This is a genomic window from Acinetobacter sp. WU_MDCI_Abxd143, assembly GCF_025514195.1.
Classification (GTDB): Bacteria; Pseudomonadota; Gammaproteobacteria; order Pseudomonadales; family Moraxellaceae; genus Acinetobacter; species Acinetobacter pittii_H.
This window is the reverse complement of the sequence record NZ_JAHPTH010000013.1, coordinates 51,652-65,700: the sequence shown is the minus strand read 5'-3', so window position 1 is coordinate 65,700 and position 14,049 is coordinate 51,652. Positions and strand designations below refer to the sequence as shown.

The following is a 14,049-nucleotide window of genomic DNA, read 5'->3' as shown; positions in this document are numbered from 1 at the left end:
AATCATGAAGTCTATAGATGAAATAAAAGCTCAAGAGGTATGTGTAGCTATTCTATTAGATAAAAAAGCTACTAATACGCAAGCCAAGATACTTCCTAGTGAAAATATAATCATTGATAGGTTACTTGAGCGTAAAGTTGAGTTACAACATGCTTATAGTGAGTTGTATTCAAAACTAGGGAAATATCATCAAGCCCTCACAAATTTTTTAGATTTGTTAGTAGGAATTACTTCAATGCATAGTCCAGAGGAAGTAATAAAGTCTAGGGCTGCTCAGAAAAAATTGAATGAGATTAATCAGCAAATTTCTATTAAAGCTCATGAATTAGCAGCTCTCCTAGAAACTAGATCCGAGTTAATAAATACTTCTGGCTTTATGACAGATACCCATTATCACATTGGTAATGTAATTCGTGAAGCATCTCAGAATAATCCGTATTTTAGAACATCTTTGCTAGATAAATTAAAGCAACTCCAAGGTCAGTTTGATCTTAAATATTGGCCTCGGTTAGATGATGTAATGAAAGTTATCGCTGAAGATGCAAGAATGGCCGTACCTATTGCTATTGATTCTATTACTGAAGTGGCAACAATAGGTGAGAGAGCTTCCTTAGTTGATTATTTTAGAGCTTTATTTGAAGCTATTGAATGTAATCGTCAGAAAGAATATGGTTTCTTACCTAATGACTTTAAGTTAACAGATAATACAATTGCTACCTTAGCGAATTGCGCCTTAGCTTTAGAGCCAAAAGAAATGATTGATGGCCTATATGTGAAAAATTTTAGAAGTCGTGAACGCAAACGCATAGGTAGTGACTCCTAATTTTAAATATGTGGACAAGTCTGGATTTGTCCACATACATAAAACAATCTATAGACTACCTATCCCTATAACAGAAAGTATTTTTACTGTTATTTATTATTTAAGATCATTAGAGGTTAGTCAGACTGTAATTCTGTTAGAAAGACCGTGACTAAATTAGGTTTTGAATGAAGGAATTATGGGCAGCTTATGTCAATTCAATATCTAACATATCAAACTTTAAATATTGATTTATTTAATTAAATTTATTCTTTTATTTCAAAAAAATCTAACAAAGACCATATCACTGATAAATATTTAAGCAATTAAAGTAGTTCTCAATAATTAGTTTATGATAATTACCAAAATGGGAATTGAGTTGTATTTTGAAATGGTGTAATTTATTCCCAAATTGGGAATATTTTTAAATGAAGCTTTTAGGTCTTGAAAAAATAACAGTGATTGAGTGTGAGTTTGCTAAAAAATGGCTCATAAGTTGGATCTCTGAAATACGTGATGCTCATTGGCGGGGCGCGGAAGATATTCTGAAACAATTTCCAAAAGTATCTATTTTGGAAAATCAATGTTTCGAATTTTCGATACATAACTCTAAATGGGTTATTTGTCTACAAATCGCGTTTTCTCAAAGAATAGCGATTATTAAAGCTGTAAACATTAAAGGTGCTAACAATGGAATTTAAAGTTATTCGTACAAGAGAGCAGTATCAAGCTTATCTTGACGAAGTGCATTCTTTAATTATGCTAAATCCGGCTATAGGAAGTCCTGAGAGTGATCGGTTGGAATTATTATCGGTTTTAATAGAAGATTATGAAACTAAACAATATCCGATAGAGGCGCCTGATCCTATTGATGCAATTCTATTTAGGATGCATGAGAAAGGGTTAAAACAAGCTGATTTGGCCCCATATTTTGGTACTACTAGTAGAGTTTCTGAAGTTCTTAATCGAAAAAGAGCTTTAACCGTAGATATGATCCGAGCATTATCTGTAGGGTTGGGACTGTCGGTAGAGACATTAATTGGTTTATCAAATTCAAAGAATACATTAGATAAAAATAATATTGATTGGTCTAAATTTCCTGTTAAAGAGATGAAAAATAGGGGGTGGTTAAAAACATTTCTTGCTGATACGGCAGCATCAACTGAGAGTATTATCCAAAAATATATTGCTCAATCAGGGTTACAAATCGGCTCAGCTTCTTTTAAACGAAAGTTGTCTGGTGATGCCCAAACACCTAATACGATGTATGCACTGTATGCGTGGCTAGCTAGAGTCATTCTCCAAGCTAGAGATAAGAAAGATAGTCTAGGAAAATATGACCCTAATTTAATAAATAGTAATTTTTTAAGAGAGTTAGCTCAATTAAGCTGGTTTGAGCATGGGCCAATATTAGCAATTGAATACTTAGAAAAACATGGAATTGCTGTAGTCATTGAGCCTCATCTTAAAGGTACGCATCTTGATGGAGCGGCATTGAAGGACAGTGACGGCACTCCTATTATTGGGCTAAGTTTACGATATGACCGATTGGATAATTTTTGGTTTACGTTACTACATGAATGCGCACATATTTGGAAGCATGTTGATGAAACAGAAGCATTTCTCGATGATTTAGATTCATCAAGTATGGAGGATCGGAGGGAGGCTGAAGCAAATCGATTGGCAAGAGAGGCATTTATACCAAGAGGAGTTTTGAGACGTACAGAGGCATTTATCTCACCAAGTAAAGAATCTATTGAAAAGTTGGCTAAAGAGTTGAGAGTTCATCCAGCAATCATTGCAGGGCGTATTCGAAAAGAGTTGGGAAATTACACCTTATTTTCAGACTTGGTTGGTCAATATCAGGTCAAGGCATTATTAACCAATTCTCATTTATTAAGTGTTGAGGAGTAGAGATGATGAAAATTCCAGAATATGTCCCAATCATGAAAGCGAAGCAAGGTGAATTTGATGCGATAAAACCTATTAGGTCTGAGCAGTTAGAATATCAAATACAGCCAACTTTCCACCCTTTATTTGAAATGCCTAATATTTATAAAGAAGGGGTTTCAAGACTTGTTGATATTAATAGCCGTTGCGAGAAAATAGGGAAATTATGGAGTGGAAATATTGCTTTAGTGGATGGTTATTTTTGGAAACCATCTGAAGCTTTATTGGAGAATGGTGAGCATTTCCTAACCTATACGTATAACAAATTGTTTGCATTAGGAGTAAAGGTAGTTCCTGTAATTGGTTATGACCGTTGGTTTGATCAAATGAGCAGTCTTTATCATCAAACAATGAAAAATTTAAATTATCCAGAGGCTCCTTATTTTTGTATTAGATTAGATGGTGAGGCAATGTATGATATTGATGAACCTGATTTTTTCAAAGAACAACTAGAATCAATTATTTCTGATTTAAAATTAGCAGAAAATAATTGTTCTATATTATTAGATTTTGGGGATGTAAGTGTCAATCGTATAACAATTGAACAGATGCTAAGCAAGTCTAGAGACTTTTTAGAAGTATTAACTGAATATGATTTTAAATACATTTCTATCAGTGGAGCTTCATATCCTTCAAGCGTTGCAGAAGCCATTGAAGATCATGATACGGATGGTCCAGTACTTCGAAAAGAAATGGTTGTATGGCAGACTTTAAGAAACATGTTCCCTAATGTTAAATTGAAGTTTGCAGATCATGGAGCAAGACATCCAGCTCCAGAAAAGCAGATTATTAATCAACATACGAATGGAAAAATTATCTACACTATAGATAAAAATTACTATGTCGTAAGAGGCCATCCATTTTCTAGAGATGGTGGAAGTCATGGGCATAGAAAGCAGCTAGCAATGAGATTAATTAATTCTATCTATTATGAAGATGTAAGCTTTAGTTGGGGAGACAATAAAATCTTTGAATGTGCGCACGGTATTAATAATTTTATAGGAAATCCTACGCAATGGGTTGCAATTGATACGAGCCACCACATTCGGTATGTCTTAGAGGAAATAGGATCTTTTGAGCTAGCTTATCAAAAATAGATCAAATAAAAATCCAGCCATTCATAAATGGGCTGGATTTTTAAATTATTTTTCAGTAATTAAATTTTTACACTAAATTTACACCATAAATTTTATTTTTGTTTCTAAGTTTTTAATAATAAATGATATTTTATTTTAGTTGATCCTATCCATCATAGGCGCGACAGAAATACGAGGTTGTAACGATTGAAGTGATTGCATAACCAATAGACCCAAAAGTCGCTAAATTAATGAAAGGGCAGCATTATACGGGGTTTGGCCCTGAATCGACAGTGGCTTTTAACCGAGTAATTTATAACCACCCTTGTGTTAAATATAGAAAGATGATTTTTAACAAATTACTTTATAGCTAAGCCATTTGCTTTTTTTGTAAGAAAGCATCAATCACGCTAAATAAAATACAAAACACAACGAGCCCCACACCTGCAAGGCAAGTCATAGTCCATCCACCACGATTCCATGCAAAAATCCCTAATGCCGAACCACCAGCACCACCAATAAAGTAAGTAGTCATATAAATAGCATTAATACGAGATTTAGCATCTGGACGTAAACGGAAGATAATACTCTGGTTACTGGTGTGAACAAGGGCAAGTGCCAATTGAATTAGAGCAAAACCAATAACATAAGCTGAAAGTAGAGTTTGTCCGAAATAGAAGCAAATCCAACTTACCAAAAACAGCCCACAGCCCATCCAAGTGAGGAGGCGTGTATATCCTTGGTCGGCATATTTACCAATATAACGTGTAGATAAAGCACCAAAGATACCGACTAACGGGACTAGTCCGATAAAGAGATCAGGTAAATGATGTGCTGAGGTAAGAAGTAATGCGATGGTGGAATATAGAATACTTACTGCTGCAAAGGCGAAAGCACCTGTAAGCGCTCTTAATAATAGTCGCTTTTCCTCTTTTAATAGTTGAGCCATGGAAACAAAGATTTGCCCATAGTTCATTTTCATGCGCATAACATAAGGCAAGCGACTTTTTAAGGTATAGGCCAACAGAAGCATTAACACACCACTGACGACATAAACCACTTTCCAATGAAAAAGGTTAGAAAATAAGCCAGCCAGACTGGTAGAAAGTAAAATCCCGACCAATAAGCCACTCATTAAAAAGCCAATAATTTCGCCTGTTTTTTCAGGTTTTACGGTCATTGTGGCAAGTGGAATAAGTACTTGAGCTGCAACAGAAAACAAGCCCGCTAAAATTGTACCAATCCATAGCATGGGCAAGTTAACAGCGAAAGCTGATGTAAATAGACCAATTGCGCAAAGCACCATCAAAAATGGAATAGCTTTAGCTTTATTAACGATATCGCCCATCGGAACAATAAAGAGTAAGCCGAGGGCATAAGACACCTGAGCAAATGTCACTGTTAAAGCGGCTTGTGCTTGAGTTACAGCAAAATCTTGCTGAATAGAGTGAATCAGCGGCTGACAATAATAATTCACACCTGCACATAAGCCACATGCTGTTGCCATCAACCAAAGCAAAGGTTTATTTTGACTGATATCTTCAGGGGTAGACATGATGTTCTCTCGATTTTATTAAGTGTATGCCGTTGCTTCAACTTCAATGAGCATGTGTTCTAGTGCAAGGCGTGGCACAGGAATGAGTGTACAGGCAGGAAAAGGATGATTTTTCCATAAAGTTTGCATAATTTTAACCAAAATTTGATGTTTTTCGACCGAATGGTCAACAACTAAAACTCTTAACATGGCAATGTTACTAAGCTCTGCATTGGCGGCTTTTAAAGCATATTGAATATTATCAAAAGCTTGGTTCGCTTGTTCTTTAAAACTTTGGCTTAATTTACCTTGGGAATTTTCGCCTCCTTGGCCTGCAACATGAATAATATTCTTAAAGTTTTTTACCACAGCAACATGGCTATAAGCGTTTGACGTTGGGTTATATAAAGTTGATGGATTTATGATTTTAAAAGTTTCTTGACTCATTGGAACTCAACCGGTTATTAAAATTTAGATGAGTATCCAACCTCAACTTAAGTTGAGGTCAAGAGAATTTAATGTTTTAGTCTTTTCTTTCTGAGTGTAATCATCATGACACCGACAATATTAAGAAGGCAGCCGACCCATTGCCATATATTTAAGTGTTCATTTAAAAAAGCCACAGCAAGTAAAATTGTTAAAACTGGTCCAATCGAAGCGATCATTGCTGATTGAGAGGCACCTAATCGTTCAATGCTTTGCATGAGCATAACGGTGGGTAAAACGGTAACTAAAAAGCCTAAGCCAATGCCATACCAAATTACGCTAGAGGGGAGTTGTAATAGAAGTTGAATAGGTTGAGGTGTGCTTAATACGTAATGAGTTAATGTGCCGATACAAGCCACAGTTAAGGCTAACCCTGTGAAATTCCAAGAGCCAAATTTCTTAATGAGTGGTGGAGTCAGCAATAAATAGCCAGCGAAAGCCACGGCACTTGCAAATACGAAACTTGTCCCTAACCAGAAGTTGCCCTGAATTGGTGCGTTGTTGTGCTCCTGAAGCATAACCAGCACCGTTCCGCCATAACTAAGAAAAATGGCAAATAAACTTTTTACATCTAATTTTTGTTTGTAGAGTAGGCTTGAAACAATGACGGTGAGAGTGGGATATAAAAATAGAATAATTCGTTCTAGAGAGGCACTAATAAACATAAGGCCCATGAAATCAAGCCAACTTGCAAAGTAGTAGCCCAATAGACCGGCAAAAATTAAAATTAGCCAATCCTTCTTTTTTATGCCCTGATTATGATGCCTGTTAAACCAGCAAATTAATAGAAAGAACGGTAAAGCGCTTAACATGCGTAAAGCCATCAGGACTGTACCGTCGACTAATGGAGAAAGGGCATAAGTCTGTTTAATAAAGATTGCTTTGGTACTGAATAGAAACGCAGAGCAAAGCGCAAAAAAAGACCCGATTTGAAACGATGATAAAGAAATTTTCATATACAGGACTGTATAAGAGAGACTATTGTCTGCAAAAAAAGAAAAATCTTCCTATATTACACCTCAAATCAAATACCGTGAATCATCAGTTCAAAATATGGGTATTTATTAAATAAATATTGGGTGGTATTTTAAAAAAGTTCAATTAGAATCCAAATTCTGTACAAAGAATACACATGGGGGAAACATTGCAGCTTGCAATGTTTTTGACAATGAGAAATTAGCTTGAGGAACGCTCATGCAGATCGGAATCCCAACCGAAACTGTCGTCGGTGAAAATCGTGTAGCTGCTACGCCAGAGACAGTAAAGAAGTTGATTAGCGCTGGTCATAGCGTTGTGATTGAACGTGGTGCTGGTGTAAAGGCTGCGTACATTGACAGTGCTTATGAACAGGTCGGTGCAACCATTACGGATGATGCCTATACGGGTAGTCAAATTATTTTGAAAGTTCGCGCACCACAGGGCGGGGAAATTCAGAAACTTGCAGCAAATACCGCTGTTGTAGCAATGTTTGATCCTTATCGTAATACCGAGCTAGATCAGTTTGCAAATCAACAAGTGTCTGCTTTTGCTTTAGAACTGCTTCCTCGTACGCTTTCTCGTGCACAAAACATGGATGTGTTGTCTTCTCAAGCAAACTTAGCTGGTTATAAGTCAGTTTTACTTGCTGCTGCTGAATATCAACGCATGTTCCCAATGCTTATGACTGCTGCAGGTACTGTAAAGCCTGCGCGTGTTGTGATCATGGGTGTTGGGGTTGCGGGTCTTCAGGCGATTGCAACTGCAAAACGTTTAGGTGCAATTGTTGAAGCGACTGACTTACGTCCTACAGCAAAAGATCAAGTTGAGTCTTTAGGTGGTAAGTGGTTAGACGTACCAATGTCTGAAGAAGAGCAACAACGTGCAGCAGACGCCGCTAAAAATGGTTATGGGTGGATGCCGGGTGAGCAGTACATCAAAGACCAAGCTGCGATTGTAGATAAAGCTGTTTCTAATGCTGATATCGTGATTACGACTGCATTGTTACCAGGTCGTGATGCGCCGCGTCTGATTAAAGCTGAAACTGTTGCCAAGATGAAACCAGGCTCTGTCATTTTAGATATGGCTGTTGAAACTGGTGGTAACGTTGAAGGCTCTAAAGTGGGTGAGACTGTATTTACTGAAAATGGCGTGAAAATTTTGGGTGTTCCAAATATTCCGGCAACTGTAGCAACAGAAGCTTCTGCATTGTATGCGCGTAACGTTTTTAATTTCGTAGAGACTTTATTCGACAAAGAGAAAAACTTTGCGATTAATCAAGAAGACGAAATCCAAAAAGCCCTATTGGTCACTCATGGCGGTCAAGTACTGCTTAAGCGTGGTTAAGGAGATTTCTCATGGTTGAAACTATTACAATTTTCGTCCTTGCCATCTTCGTAGGTTATTACGTGGTTTGGGGTGTTACGCCAGCTTTGCATACACCACTTATGGCGGTAACCAATGCTTTGTCATCTATTATTGTGGTAGGTGCGATGTTGCAAACTGTAGGTCTGCCAGTTTTAGGTGTAGATGCTAACGTTGCATTTCAAAGTGTGAATGTGGTGAGCGTACTCGGTGCGATTGCAGTATTTTTGGCAAGCATTAATATTTTCGGTGGCTTTGCAGTAACTGCACGCATGCTGGAAATGTTCAAGCCTAAGCAAAAGAAATAAGAGGGCTTTGACATGGAATTTATTCAAGCAAATGCAAACTGGTTGTACCTTGTTGGCGCAATCCTCTTTATCTTGACGCTTCGTGGCTTATCTGGCCCTAAAACAGCAATTCAAGGTAACCGTTACGGTATGATCGCGATGGCGATTGCAGTTGTAACCACCTTCTTTGTTGCGAATAACCCAGTTATTTGGATGATCGTTGGGGCAATGGTGTTAGGTGCAATCGTGGGTATCGCGCGTGCACGTACAGTGCCAATGACTCAAATGCCGGAAACTGTTGCGCTTATGCACTCATTAGTGGGTTTGGCTGCTGTTTTAATTGCGATTGCTGCAATTTTACATAATAACCAACTTACTGAACTATTTGCTCAAAATGAGGCGGCTTTAACAGCAGCTGGCGTGCAGCATGCACACATGAGTAAGGTTCACTTATTTGAATTGTTTGTTGGTTGTTTCGTTGGTGCGATTACCTTTACTGCATCTGTGTTTGCGTACGGTAAATTGGCTGCGAAAAAATGGGCTAAAACAATTTCTGGTGCATGGGTTAAACCTGTTCAAGCGCTTATCTTTATTGCGATGTTGGCTTGTGGATTTTACTTCTTCACGACTGGCAACATGACTGCTTTCTGGGCAATGACAGCTCTTGCGCTTGCATTTGGCTGGGTATGGATTGCACCGGTCGGTGGCGGTGATATGCCTGTAGTAGTATCGCTTCTTAACTCATTCTCAGGTTGGGCTGCGGCGGGTATTGGTTTTACTCTTGAAAACAACATGTTGATCGTTGCGGGTTCGCTTGTAGGTTCATCTGGTGCGATTCTGTCGTACATCATGTGTAAAGCAATGAACCGTTCGATCATCAATGTATTGTTTGGTGGAGCAATGGGTGGTGCAGCAGTTGCATCTGCAGATAAAGGTGAGCAAGTTCAACGTAACTACCGTTCAGGTTCTGCTGATGATGCTGGCTTCTTAATGTCAAATGCTGACAGTGTTGTGATTGTACCTGGTTATGGAATGGCGCAAGGTCGTGCTCAAAATGCGGTAAAAGAGTTGTGTGAACTTTTGAAAGAACAGGGGGTTCGCGTTCGCTTTGCAATCCATCCGGTTGCAGGTCGTATGCCTGGACATATGAACGTACTACTTGCTGAAGCAGACGTAGCATATGAAGACATCTTGGAAATGGATGAGATTAACTCAGACTTTCCTGCAACTGACGTAGTACTTGTAATTGGTGCAAACGACGTTGTTAACCCTGCTGCAAAAGATGACCCAAGCTCACCAATTTATGGTATGCCGATTCTTGAGGCTCATAAAGCGCGTACAATCATGGTGATTAAACGTTCTATGGCAACTGGTTATGCTGGTTTAGACAATGATTTGTTCTATAACGAAAAAACAATGATGATCTTTGGTGATGCCAAGAAAGTTGTGGAAGATATGACGAAAGCAATTAATGGTACAGGCCACTAATTTGCTTTGAAATAAAAAACCACCTTCGGGTGGTTTTTTATTTACCTCTATTTTTAAAGAAATTTTTCTACAAGATCCATCGACTGTTGATAGAGGTCGCGTGCTAGTTGCTGGTTTTTAGCATGTGATGATTTCCAGTCTGGCATATGTGCACTGACATATTCGCCGTTGCGGTTTTGCCATGCTTCAGAAGTTGCCATTTCTGTAATGAGCTTTGCTGGAACTGAGGTTGGGACTAAGCCTAATTTCATTGCCGCATAGACAGGTTTTGGTAATTCACGATAAATATCAGAAGCAACACCGCCAGGGTGCAATGCATTATTGGTAATTGAGCTTCCAGTTAATTGCTCTGCTAATGCATTGCTAAATAGTAAATTTGCAAGTTTTGATTGTCCGTAATAGAACAGGGGATTGTAAAAACCTTCTGCACGAAATTTATTAGGTTTAATTGAGCCAACCCAGTGAGCAATCGAAGCTAGATGAATGATTCGTGCTTTAGGAGATTGTTGTAAAACTGGAATTAATTTTTGAGTTAATAAAAAATGACCTAAATAATTAACTCCAAATTGTTGCTCAAAGCCTTCATTGGTCAGTTGTTTAGTTTTGGAAAATAAACCTGCATTATTAATGAGTACGTCAAGGTTGCCATATTTATCTGCAATTTCATCTGCTGCTTTTTGGGTTAACTCAAGGCTATTTAGATCGAGGGAAACTAAATCGACCTGGCCTTGATTGAGTGAACGTAGCTTGTATTGCGCCTCTTGCGCTTTTTGTGGATTTCGACAAGCCAAAATCACATGTTGTCCTTGTTTAACAAGTTGTTCTGCTGTGGCAAAACCAATCCCTGTGTTGGCGCCTGTAATGAGTATCTTCACTTTTTAGTGCTCCGGTTATGCTATTTATTGATGAGACTATAAGAATTGGTATAGTGCTGGAGTTCTGACAATTTGTCATGTCAATTTTGGTTGTAAGTGATAATTGGTTTCTTAGAGATAGTAGATGATATTTAAAAGGGACTAAATTGTTATTAGAGAAACAAAAAAGCGGCTCAAAAGAGCCGCTTTTTTTAAAAGCAAAATTTTAAGCAACCGACTCTGGAGCGGTACGCCATAAGCTTTCTAAATCATAGAATTTACGAGCTGTTGGTAGCATCACATGTACTACAACAAAGCCGAGATCAATTAAGATCCATTCTGCATCTCGTTCACCTTCAACGCCAATCGGGCGGAAACCGGCTTTTCGAGCTTCTTCTGCAACATTGTCAGCAAGTGCTTTGACATGGCGAGTAGAAGTACCACTTGCAATTACAATAGCATCAGCGACATTGCTAATTGAGCTAACATCTAACTGGAGAATATCTTTTGCTTTTACATCAACTAAAGCGTCGTGGACGACTTTGAGACAAGCTTGTACGTCTTTATTTGAGGTATTCATTGCGAAATCGTGAGAATTAGACACGCTGGGCGATGGTTCTAAATTCATATAGGGTATATTTTCCTGACAATTACTCACTATCTAATATAGTGGTTTTCGCGCTAAATTTCAAACAGAAGTCGTAACAGTTTATATATTTACATCATCAGAAAAGTATTTTTTCTTCCATGTAAACGACTGATTTGAACCATTTTCAGGTTTATATTCTGCTGCAATATAATTTTGATATGAGCTTTGCTTTAACCAAGAAAAAATTTGTTCATAAGGAATTTGAGCGGTATCGGGCTCATGGCGGCCTGGGCAGTCGGCAAATTGAATATGTCCAATTGAGTTAAGATTCTCTTGTAAACCTTCAAGTACATCTTCACCCATCATCGCCATGTGATAGCAGTCATACTGCATTTTGAGAGCAGGGTGGTTGACCGCTTCAAGCATCTCTTGTGCTTGTGCAATATTTTGAACTAAAAAGCGCGGCATATCAGTGCCGTTAATCATTTCAAAAACAGGCTCTATATCATGTTCACCGAGTAAATTGCATGCAAGTTTTAGATTGGCTGCTAATGTTTTTAAACAAGGGAGCAAGTCTGCATCTAGCGGTTGTTTACCCGCTAAAATATTAACGCGAGGAACGTTTAAAGCAGTGGCATAGCGTATAGCCAATTCTAAAGCTTCATGAAAAGCGGCTTCTTGACCGGGTATGCCTGCTAAACCATTCCCGCCTTGCATAAGATCACCAGCAGGTACATTAATTAAGCAAAGACTGAGATTATAGCGTTCGAGTTGAGTTTGAATATCTTCAATCGTCAATTCATAGGGGAATTGAATTTCTACATATTCAAAGCCCTGTGCATGAGCCAGAGCGAAGCGTTCAATTAAAGGAACTTCGGTAAAAATCATGGATAAATTGACTGCAAGACGACCCATACTCAAACTCCGTTTATTTTTGCTCTATTAATTGAATCATAGTAGCTAAATCTTTCTCGGCAAAGCCATTTTTTTGGTGAGTTTGTAGCTGTAATAGAGCTTTTTGTGCAACGGGGATGTCTAAATTAACATTGTTAGCCAATGTTACTGCGTTGTTAAGATCTTTAGATAATGTTTGAACTTTCCACTGAATAGGCTCAAATGTATGAGTTGCCATGCGTGGTGTTAGAATTTGAAAGGGTTTAGAGTCTGCAAATCCGCCTGCTAAGGCTGGAGCGAGTAAAGTTGTATCTACACCCGCTCGGTCTGCAAGCGCGACAGCTTCTGCAATAAGCGCACTGTTGGCTGCGACGATAAGTTGGTTACAAATTTTGGTGGCTTGACCAGTTCCTGTATCTCCCATTCGCTTTACACGTTGAGATAGAACATTATAAATAGGCGTTAATTCTGTAATTGTTTGAGCATCACCGCCTGCAAAAATGACAAGTGTGCCTTGTTCTGCTCCAGCTGTTCCCCCCGATACAGGAGAATCAATCCAAGTAACCTCATGAGTGGCAGCATCTTGAGCAAGTTTTTTTGTTGCAGCAACAGATAAACTTGAGAAATCAACAATCACCTGTTTAGCTTTTAAGTGGGGCTGAATTTGCTCAAATACACTTTGTACGGCTTTGTCATCTGCGAGACAAGTTAAAATAACAGGATATTCGCCAATATTTATAAGATCTAAAGGCTGTGCGCCTATATCAATCAGTTCTTCACATGCAGAAGAGGTTCGGTTCCAAACAGCAACTTGAAAACCTGCCTGAATAAGACGGGTTGCCATGCGGCTTCCCATCAACCCTATACCTAAAAAAGCAATAGGGGTGTTGCGATCAAAATTCATAATCTAAGCTCTTTATTTATATTGGCGTGGTAAAAAATTAACTTCCGGATGTTTGTCTTTTTTACGAGCAAGTTTGCTATTTTTACCAAGTAATAATTTAAGTTGCCAGATTTTTTCTAAACGTAATGATTTTTCTGGTTGGTGCTCCATCGCATCAAGTACACGTTTTGCCGCAGTGAGCGCATCTGGTGAACGTTGCAGCATTTCAGCTGCAATTTCATTGGCTTTCTCTAGTGGAGAGTCACTTAAATGAGTTACAAGACCAATTTCTTTTGCATAATTTCCATCGAAAACGCGAGCGGTTAAGGTGAGTTCTTTTGCAAGGTCAACGCCAATTAAGCCTTTCAATGAACGAGTAAGTCCCATATCAGGAACTAAGCCCCAACGACTTTCCATAATCGACATTTTAGTGTCTGGATGGGAAATTCGAATGTCGGCTGCTAAGGCAAGTTGCATCCCAGCGCCAAAACAATATCCTTCAAGTGCCGCAATCACAGGTACAGGTAAATTTTGCCAAATCAGGAATGCTTTTTGGAATAGGCTTTGGCCTGGTTTAACAAGCTCCCAAATAGCAAAAGCAGAGTTTTTTGGATTATTAAGGTCAGACAAATCAATTCCGGCACTAAACACTTGTGCTTCACCTGTTAAAATCACACAGCGAATCTCTCTATCCTTTTTAATGGTTTTTGCTGTTGAAACAAGTTCTTTTAATAAGGCAAAACTCATAGCATTGCGTTTATCAGGACGGTTTAAATATACCGTTGCAATGCCATTATTTTTTTCAATACGTAAGAGTGCCATGAGATTTCCGCTTCTTTTTTTATCGATAAGCGGAGCATAGCATG

15 protein-coding genes are annotated in these 14,049 nt (G+C 38.4%); 7 read left to right on the top strand and 8 right to left on the bottom strand.

Features of this window, described 5'->3' with window-relative positions:
- The first annotated feature begins 4 nt into the window (after positions 1-4).
- The 4 genes from KTI79_RS16930 to KTI79_RS16915 all read left to right on the top strand — a co-directional run bounded on the left by KTI79_RS16930 (position 5) and on the right by KTI79_RS16915 (position 3,849).
- Positions 5-823, top strand: coding sequence for a hypothetical protein (locus KTI79_RS16930; protein ID WP_000835372.1), 819 nt, complete (start codon positions 5-7; stop codon positions 821-823).
- Between the two features lie 407 nt (positions 824-1,230).
- A complete protein-coding gene (locus KTI79_RS16925) occupies positions 1,231-1,503 on the top strand; it encodes a type II toxin-antitoxin system HigB family toxin (protein ID WP_000770669.1) in 273 nt (90 codons plus the stop codon).
- Positions 1,493-2,716: an ImmA/IrrE family metallo-endopeptidase gene (locus tag KTI79_RS16920; RefSeq protein ID WP_000394713.1), complete on the top strand. Its 1,224-nt coding sequence runs from the start codon at positions 1,493-1,495 to the stop codon at positions 2,714-2,716. The genes KTI79_RS16925 and KTI79_RS16920 overlap by 11 nt, the downstream gene beginning before the upstream one ends.
- Positions 2,717-2,718: 2 nt before the next feature.
- Positions 2,719-3,849: a beta family protein gene (locus tag KTI79_RS16915; protein ID WP_000975797.1), complete on the top strand. Its 1,131-nt coding sequence runs from the start codon at positions 2,719-2,721 to the stop codon at positions 3,847-3,849.
- Between the two features lie 349 nt (positions 3,850-4,198).
- Here KTI79_RS16915 and KTI79_RS16910 read toward each other — a convergent pair whose 3' ends face one another.
- From KTI79_RS16910 to KTI79_RS16900, 3 genes are all read right to left on the bottom strand, one after another.
- Positions 4,199-5,383: an MFS transporter gene (locus KTI79_RS16910; protein WP_032056046.1), complete on the bottom strand. Its 1,185-nt coding sequence runs from the start codon at positions 5,381-5,383 to the stop codon at positions 4,199-4,201.
- Between the two features lie 18 nt (positions 5,384-5,401).
- A complete protein-coding gene (locus KTI79_RS16905; protein WP_032056048.1) occupies positions 5,402-5,809 on the bottom strand; it encodes a RidA family protein in 408 nt (135 codons plus the stop codon).
- Between the two features lie 68 nt (positions 5,810-5,877).
- Positions 5,878-6,804 carry a DMT family transporter gene (locus KTI79_RS16900; RefSeq protein ID WP_032056050.1) on the bottom strand — a complete coding sequence of 309 codons (927 nt, stop codon included), beginning with the start codon at positions 6,802-6,804 and terminating at the stop codon, positions 5,878-5,880.
- Positions 6,805-7,042: 238 nt separating this feature from the next.
- On the opposite strand from KTI79_RS16900, the gene KTI79_RS16895 reads away from it, so the two are divergent.
- Genes KTI79_RS16895 through KTI79_RS16885 form a run of 3 tightly spaced genes read left to right on the top strand, consistent with a single transcriptional unit; the run spans position 7,043 to position 9,963 of the window.
- The gene (locus tag KTI79_RS16895; RefSeq protein WP_002117245.1) at positions 7,043-8,170 is read left to right on the top strand and encodes a Re/Si-specific NAD(P)(+) transhydrogenase subunit alpha; all 1,128 of its coding nucleotides are present in this window, start codon (positions 7,043-7,045) and stop codon (positions 8,168-8,170) included.
- 11 nt (positions 8,171-8,181) lie between these two features.
- Complete coding sequence (locus KTI79_RS16890) at positions 8,182-8,496, top strand: proton-translocating transhydrogenase family protein (RefSeq protein ID WP_000230434.1); 315 nt, start codon at positions 8,182-8,184, stop codon at positions 8,494-8,496.
- Positions 8,497-8,508: 12 nt separating this feature from the next.
- Positions 8,509-9,963, top strand: a complete 1,455-nt coding sequence (locus KTI79_RS16885) for an NAD(P)(+) transhydrogenase (Re/Si-specific) subunit beta (protein ID WP_032056052.1) — start codon at positions 8,509-8,511, stop codon at positions 9,961-9,963.
- A gap of 53 nt (positions 9,964-10,016) precedes the next feature.
- On the opposite strand, the gene KTI79_RS16880 is transcribed toward KTI79_RS16885, so the two are convergent.
- The 5 genes from KTI79_RS16880 to KTI79_RS16860 all read right to left on the bottom strand — a co-directional run bounded on the left by KTI79_RS16880 (position 10,017) and on the right by KTI79_RS16860 (position 14,005).
- Positions 10,017-10,838, bottom strand: a complete 822-nt coding sequence (locus KTI79_RS16880) for an SDR family NAD(P)-dependent oxidoreductase (RefSeq protein WP_032056054.1) — start codon at positions 10,836-10,838, stop codon at positions 10,017-10,019.
- Between the two features lie 205 nt (positions 10,839-11,043).
- Positions 11,044-11,445: a ribosome silencing factor gene (gene rsfS, locus KTI79_RS16875; RefSeq protein ID WP_001047580.1), complete on the bottom strand. Its 402-nt coding sequence runs from the start codon at positions 11,443-11,445 to the stop codon at positions 11,044-11,046.
- An 81-nt stretch (positions 11,446-11,526) separates the two neighbouring features.
- Entirely contained in the window at positions 11,527-12,321 is a 795-nt protein-coding gene (locus KTI79_RS16870; protein WP_032056056.1) for a hydroxypyruvate isomerase family protein, read from the bottom strand.
- A 13-nt stretch (positions 12,322-12,334) separates the two neighbouring features.
- Complete coding sequence (locus KTI79_RS16865) at positions 12,335-13,204, bottom strand: NAD(P)-dependent oxidoreductase (protein WP_032056058.1); 870 nt, start codon at positions 13,202-13,204, stop codon at positions 12,335-12,337.
- A 12-nt stretch (positions 13,205-13,216) separates the two neighbouring features.
- Positions 13,217-14,005, bottom strand: coding sequence for a crotonase/enoyl-CoA hydratase family protein (locus KTI79_RS16860; RefSeq protein WP_032056060.1), 789 nt, complete (start codon positions 14,003-14,005; stop codon positions 13,217-13,219).
- Positions 14,006-14,049 lie beyond the last annotated feature (44 nt).

What these genes read in the sequence shown, in the direction of transcription:
- KTI79_RS16930 (WP_000835372.1), top strand. Translation starts at nt 5, where the DNA reads ATGAAGTCTATAGATGAAATAAAAGCTCAAGAGGTATGTGTAGCTATT.
- KTI79_RS16925 (WP_000770669.1), top strand. Translation starts at nt 1,231, where the DNA reads ATGAAGCTTTTAGGTCTTGAAAAAATAACAGTGATTGAGTGTGAGTTT.
- KTI79_RS16920 (WP_000394713.1), top strand. Translation starts at nt 1,493, where the DNA reads ATGGAATTTAAAGTTATTCGTACAAGAGAGCAGTATCAAGCTTATCTT.
- KTI79_RS16915 (WP_000975797.1), top strand. Translation starts at nt 2,719, where the DNA reads ATGATGAAAATTCCAGAATATGTCCCAATCATGAAAGCGAAGCAAGGT.
- KTI79_RS16910 (WP_032056046.1), bottom strand. Translation starts at nt 5,383, where the DNA reads ATGTCTACCCCTGAAGATATCAGTCAAAATAAACCTTTGCTTTGGTTG.
- KTI79_RS16905 (WP_032056048.1), bottom strand. Translation starts at nt 5,809, where the DNA reads ATGAGTCAAGAAACTTTTAAAATCATAAATCCATCAACTTTATATAAC.
- KTI79_RS16900 (WP_032056050.1), bottom strand. Translation starts at nt 6,804, where the DNA reads ATGAAAATTTCTTTATCATCGTTTCAAATCGGGTCTTTTTTTGCGCTT.
- KTI79_RS16895 (WP_002117245.1), top strand. Translation starts at nt 7,043, where the DNA reads ATGCAGATCGGAATCCCAACCGAAACTGTCGTCGGTGAAAATCGTGTA.
- KTI79_RS16890 (WP_000230434.1), top strand. Translation starts at nt 8,182, where the DNA reads ATGGTTGAAACTATTACAATTTTCGTCCTTGCCATCTTCGTAGGTTAT.
- KTI79_RS16885 (WP_032056052.1), top strand. Translation starts at nt 8,509, where the DNA reads ATGGAATTTATTCAAGCAAATGCAAACTGGTTGTACCTTGTTGGCGCA.
- rsfS (WP_001047580.1), bottom strand. Translation starts at nt 11,445, where the DNA reads ATGAATTTAGAACCATCGCCCAGCGTGTCTAATTCTCACGATTTCGCA.
- KTI79_RS16870 (WP_032056056.1), bottom strand. Translation starts at nt 12,321, where the DNA reads ATGGGTCGTCTTGCAGTCAATTTATCCATGATTTTTACCGAAGTTCCT.
- KTI79_RS16865 (WP_032056058.1), bottom strand. Translation starts at nt 13,204, where the DNA reads ATGAATTTTGATCGCAACACCCCTATTGCTTTTTTAGGTATAGGGTTG.
- KTI79_RS16860 (WP_032056060.1), bottom strand. Translation starts at nt 14,005, where the DNA reads ATGGCACTCTTACGTATTGAAAAAAATAATGGCATTGCAACGGTATAT.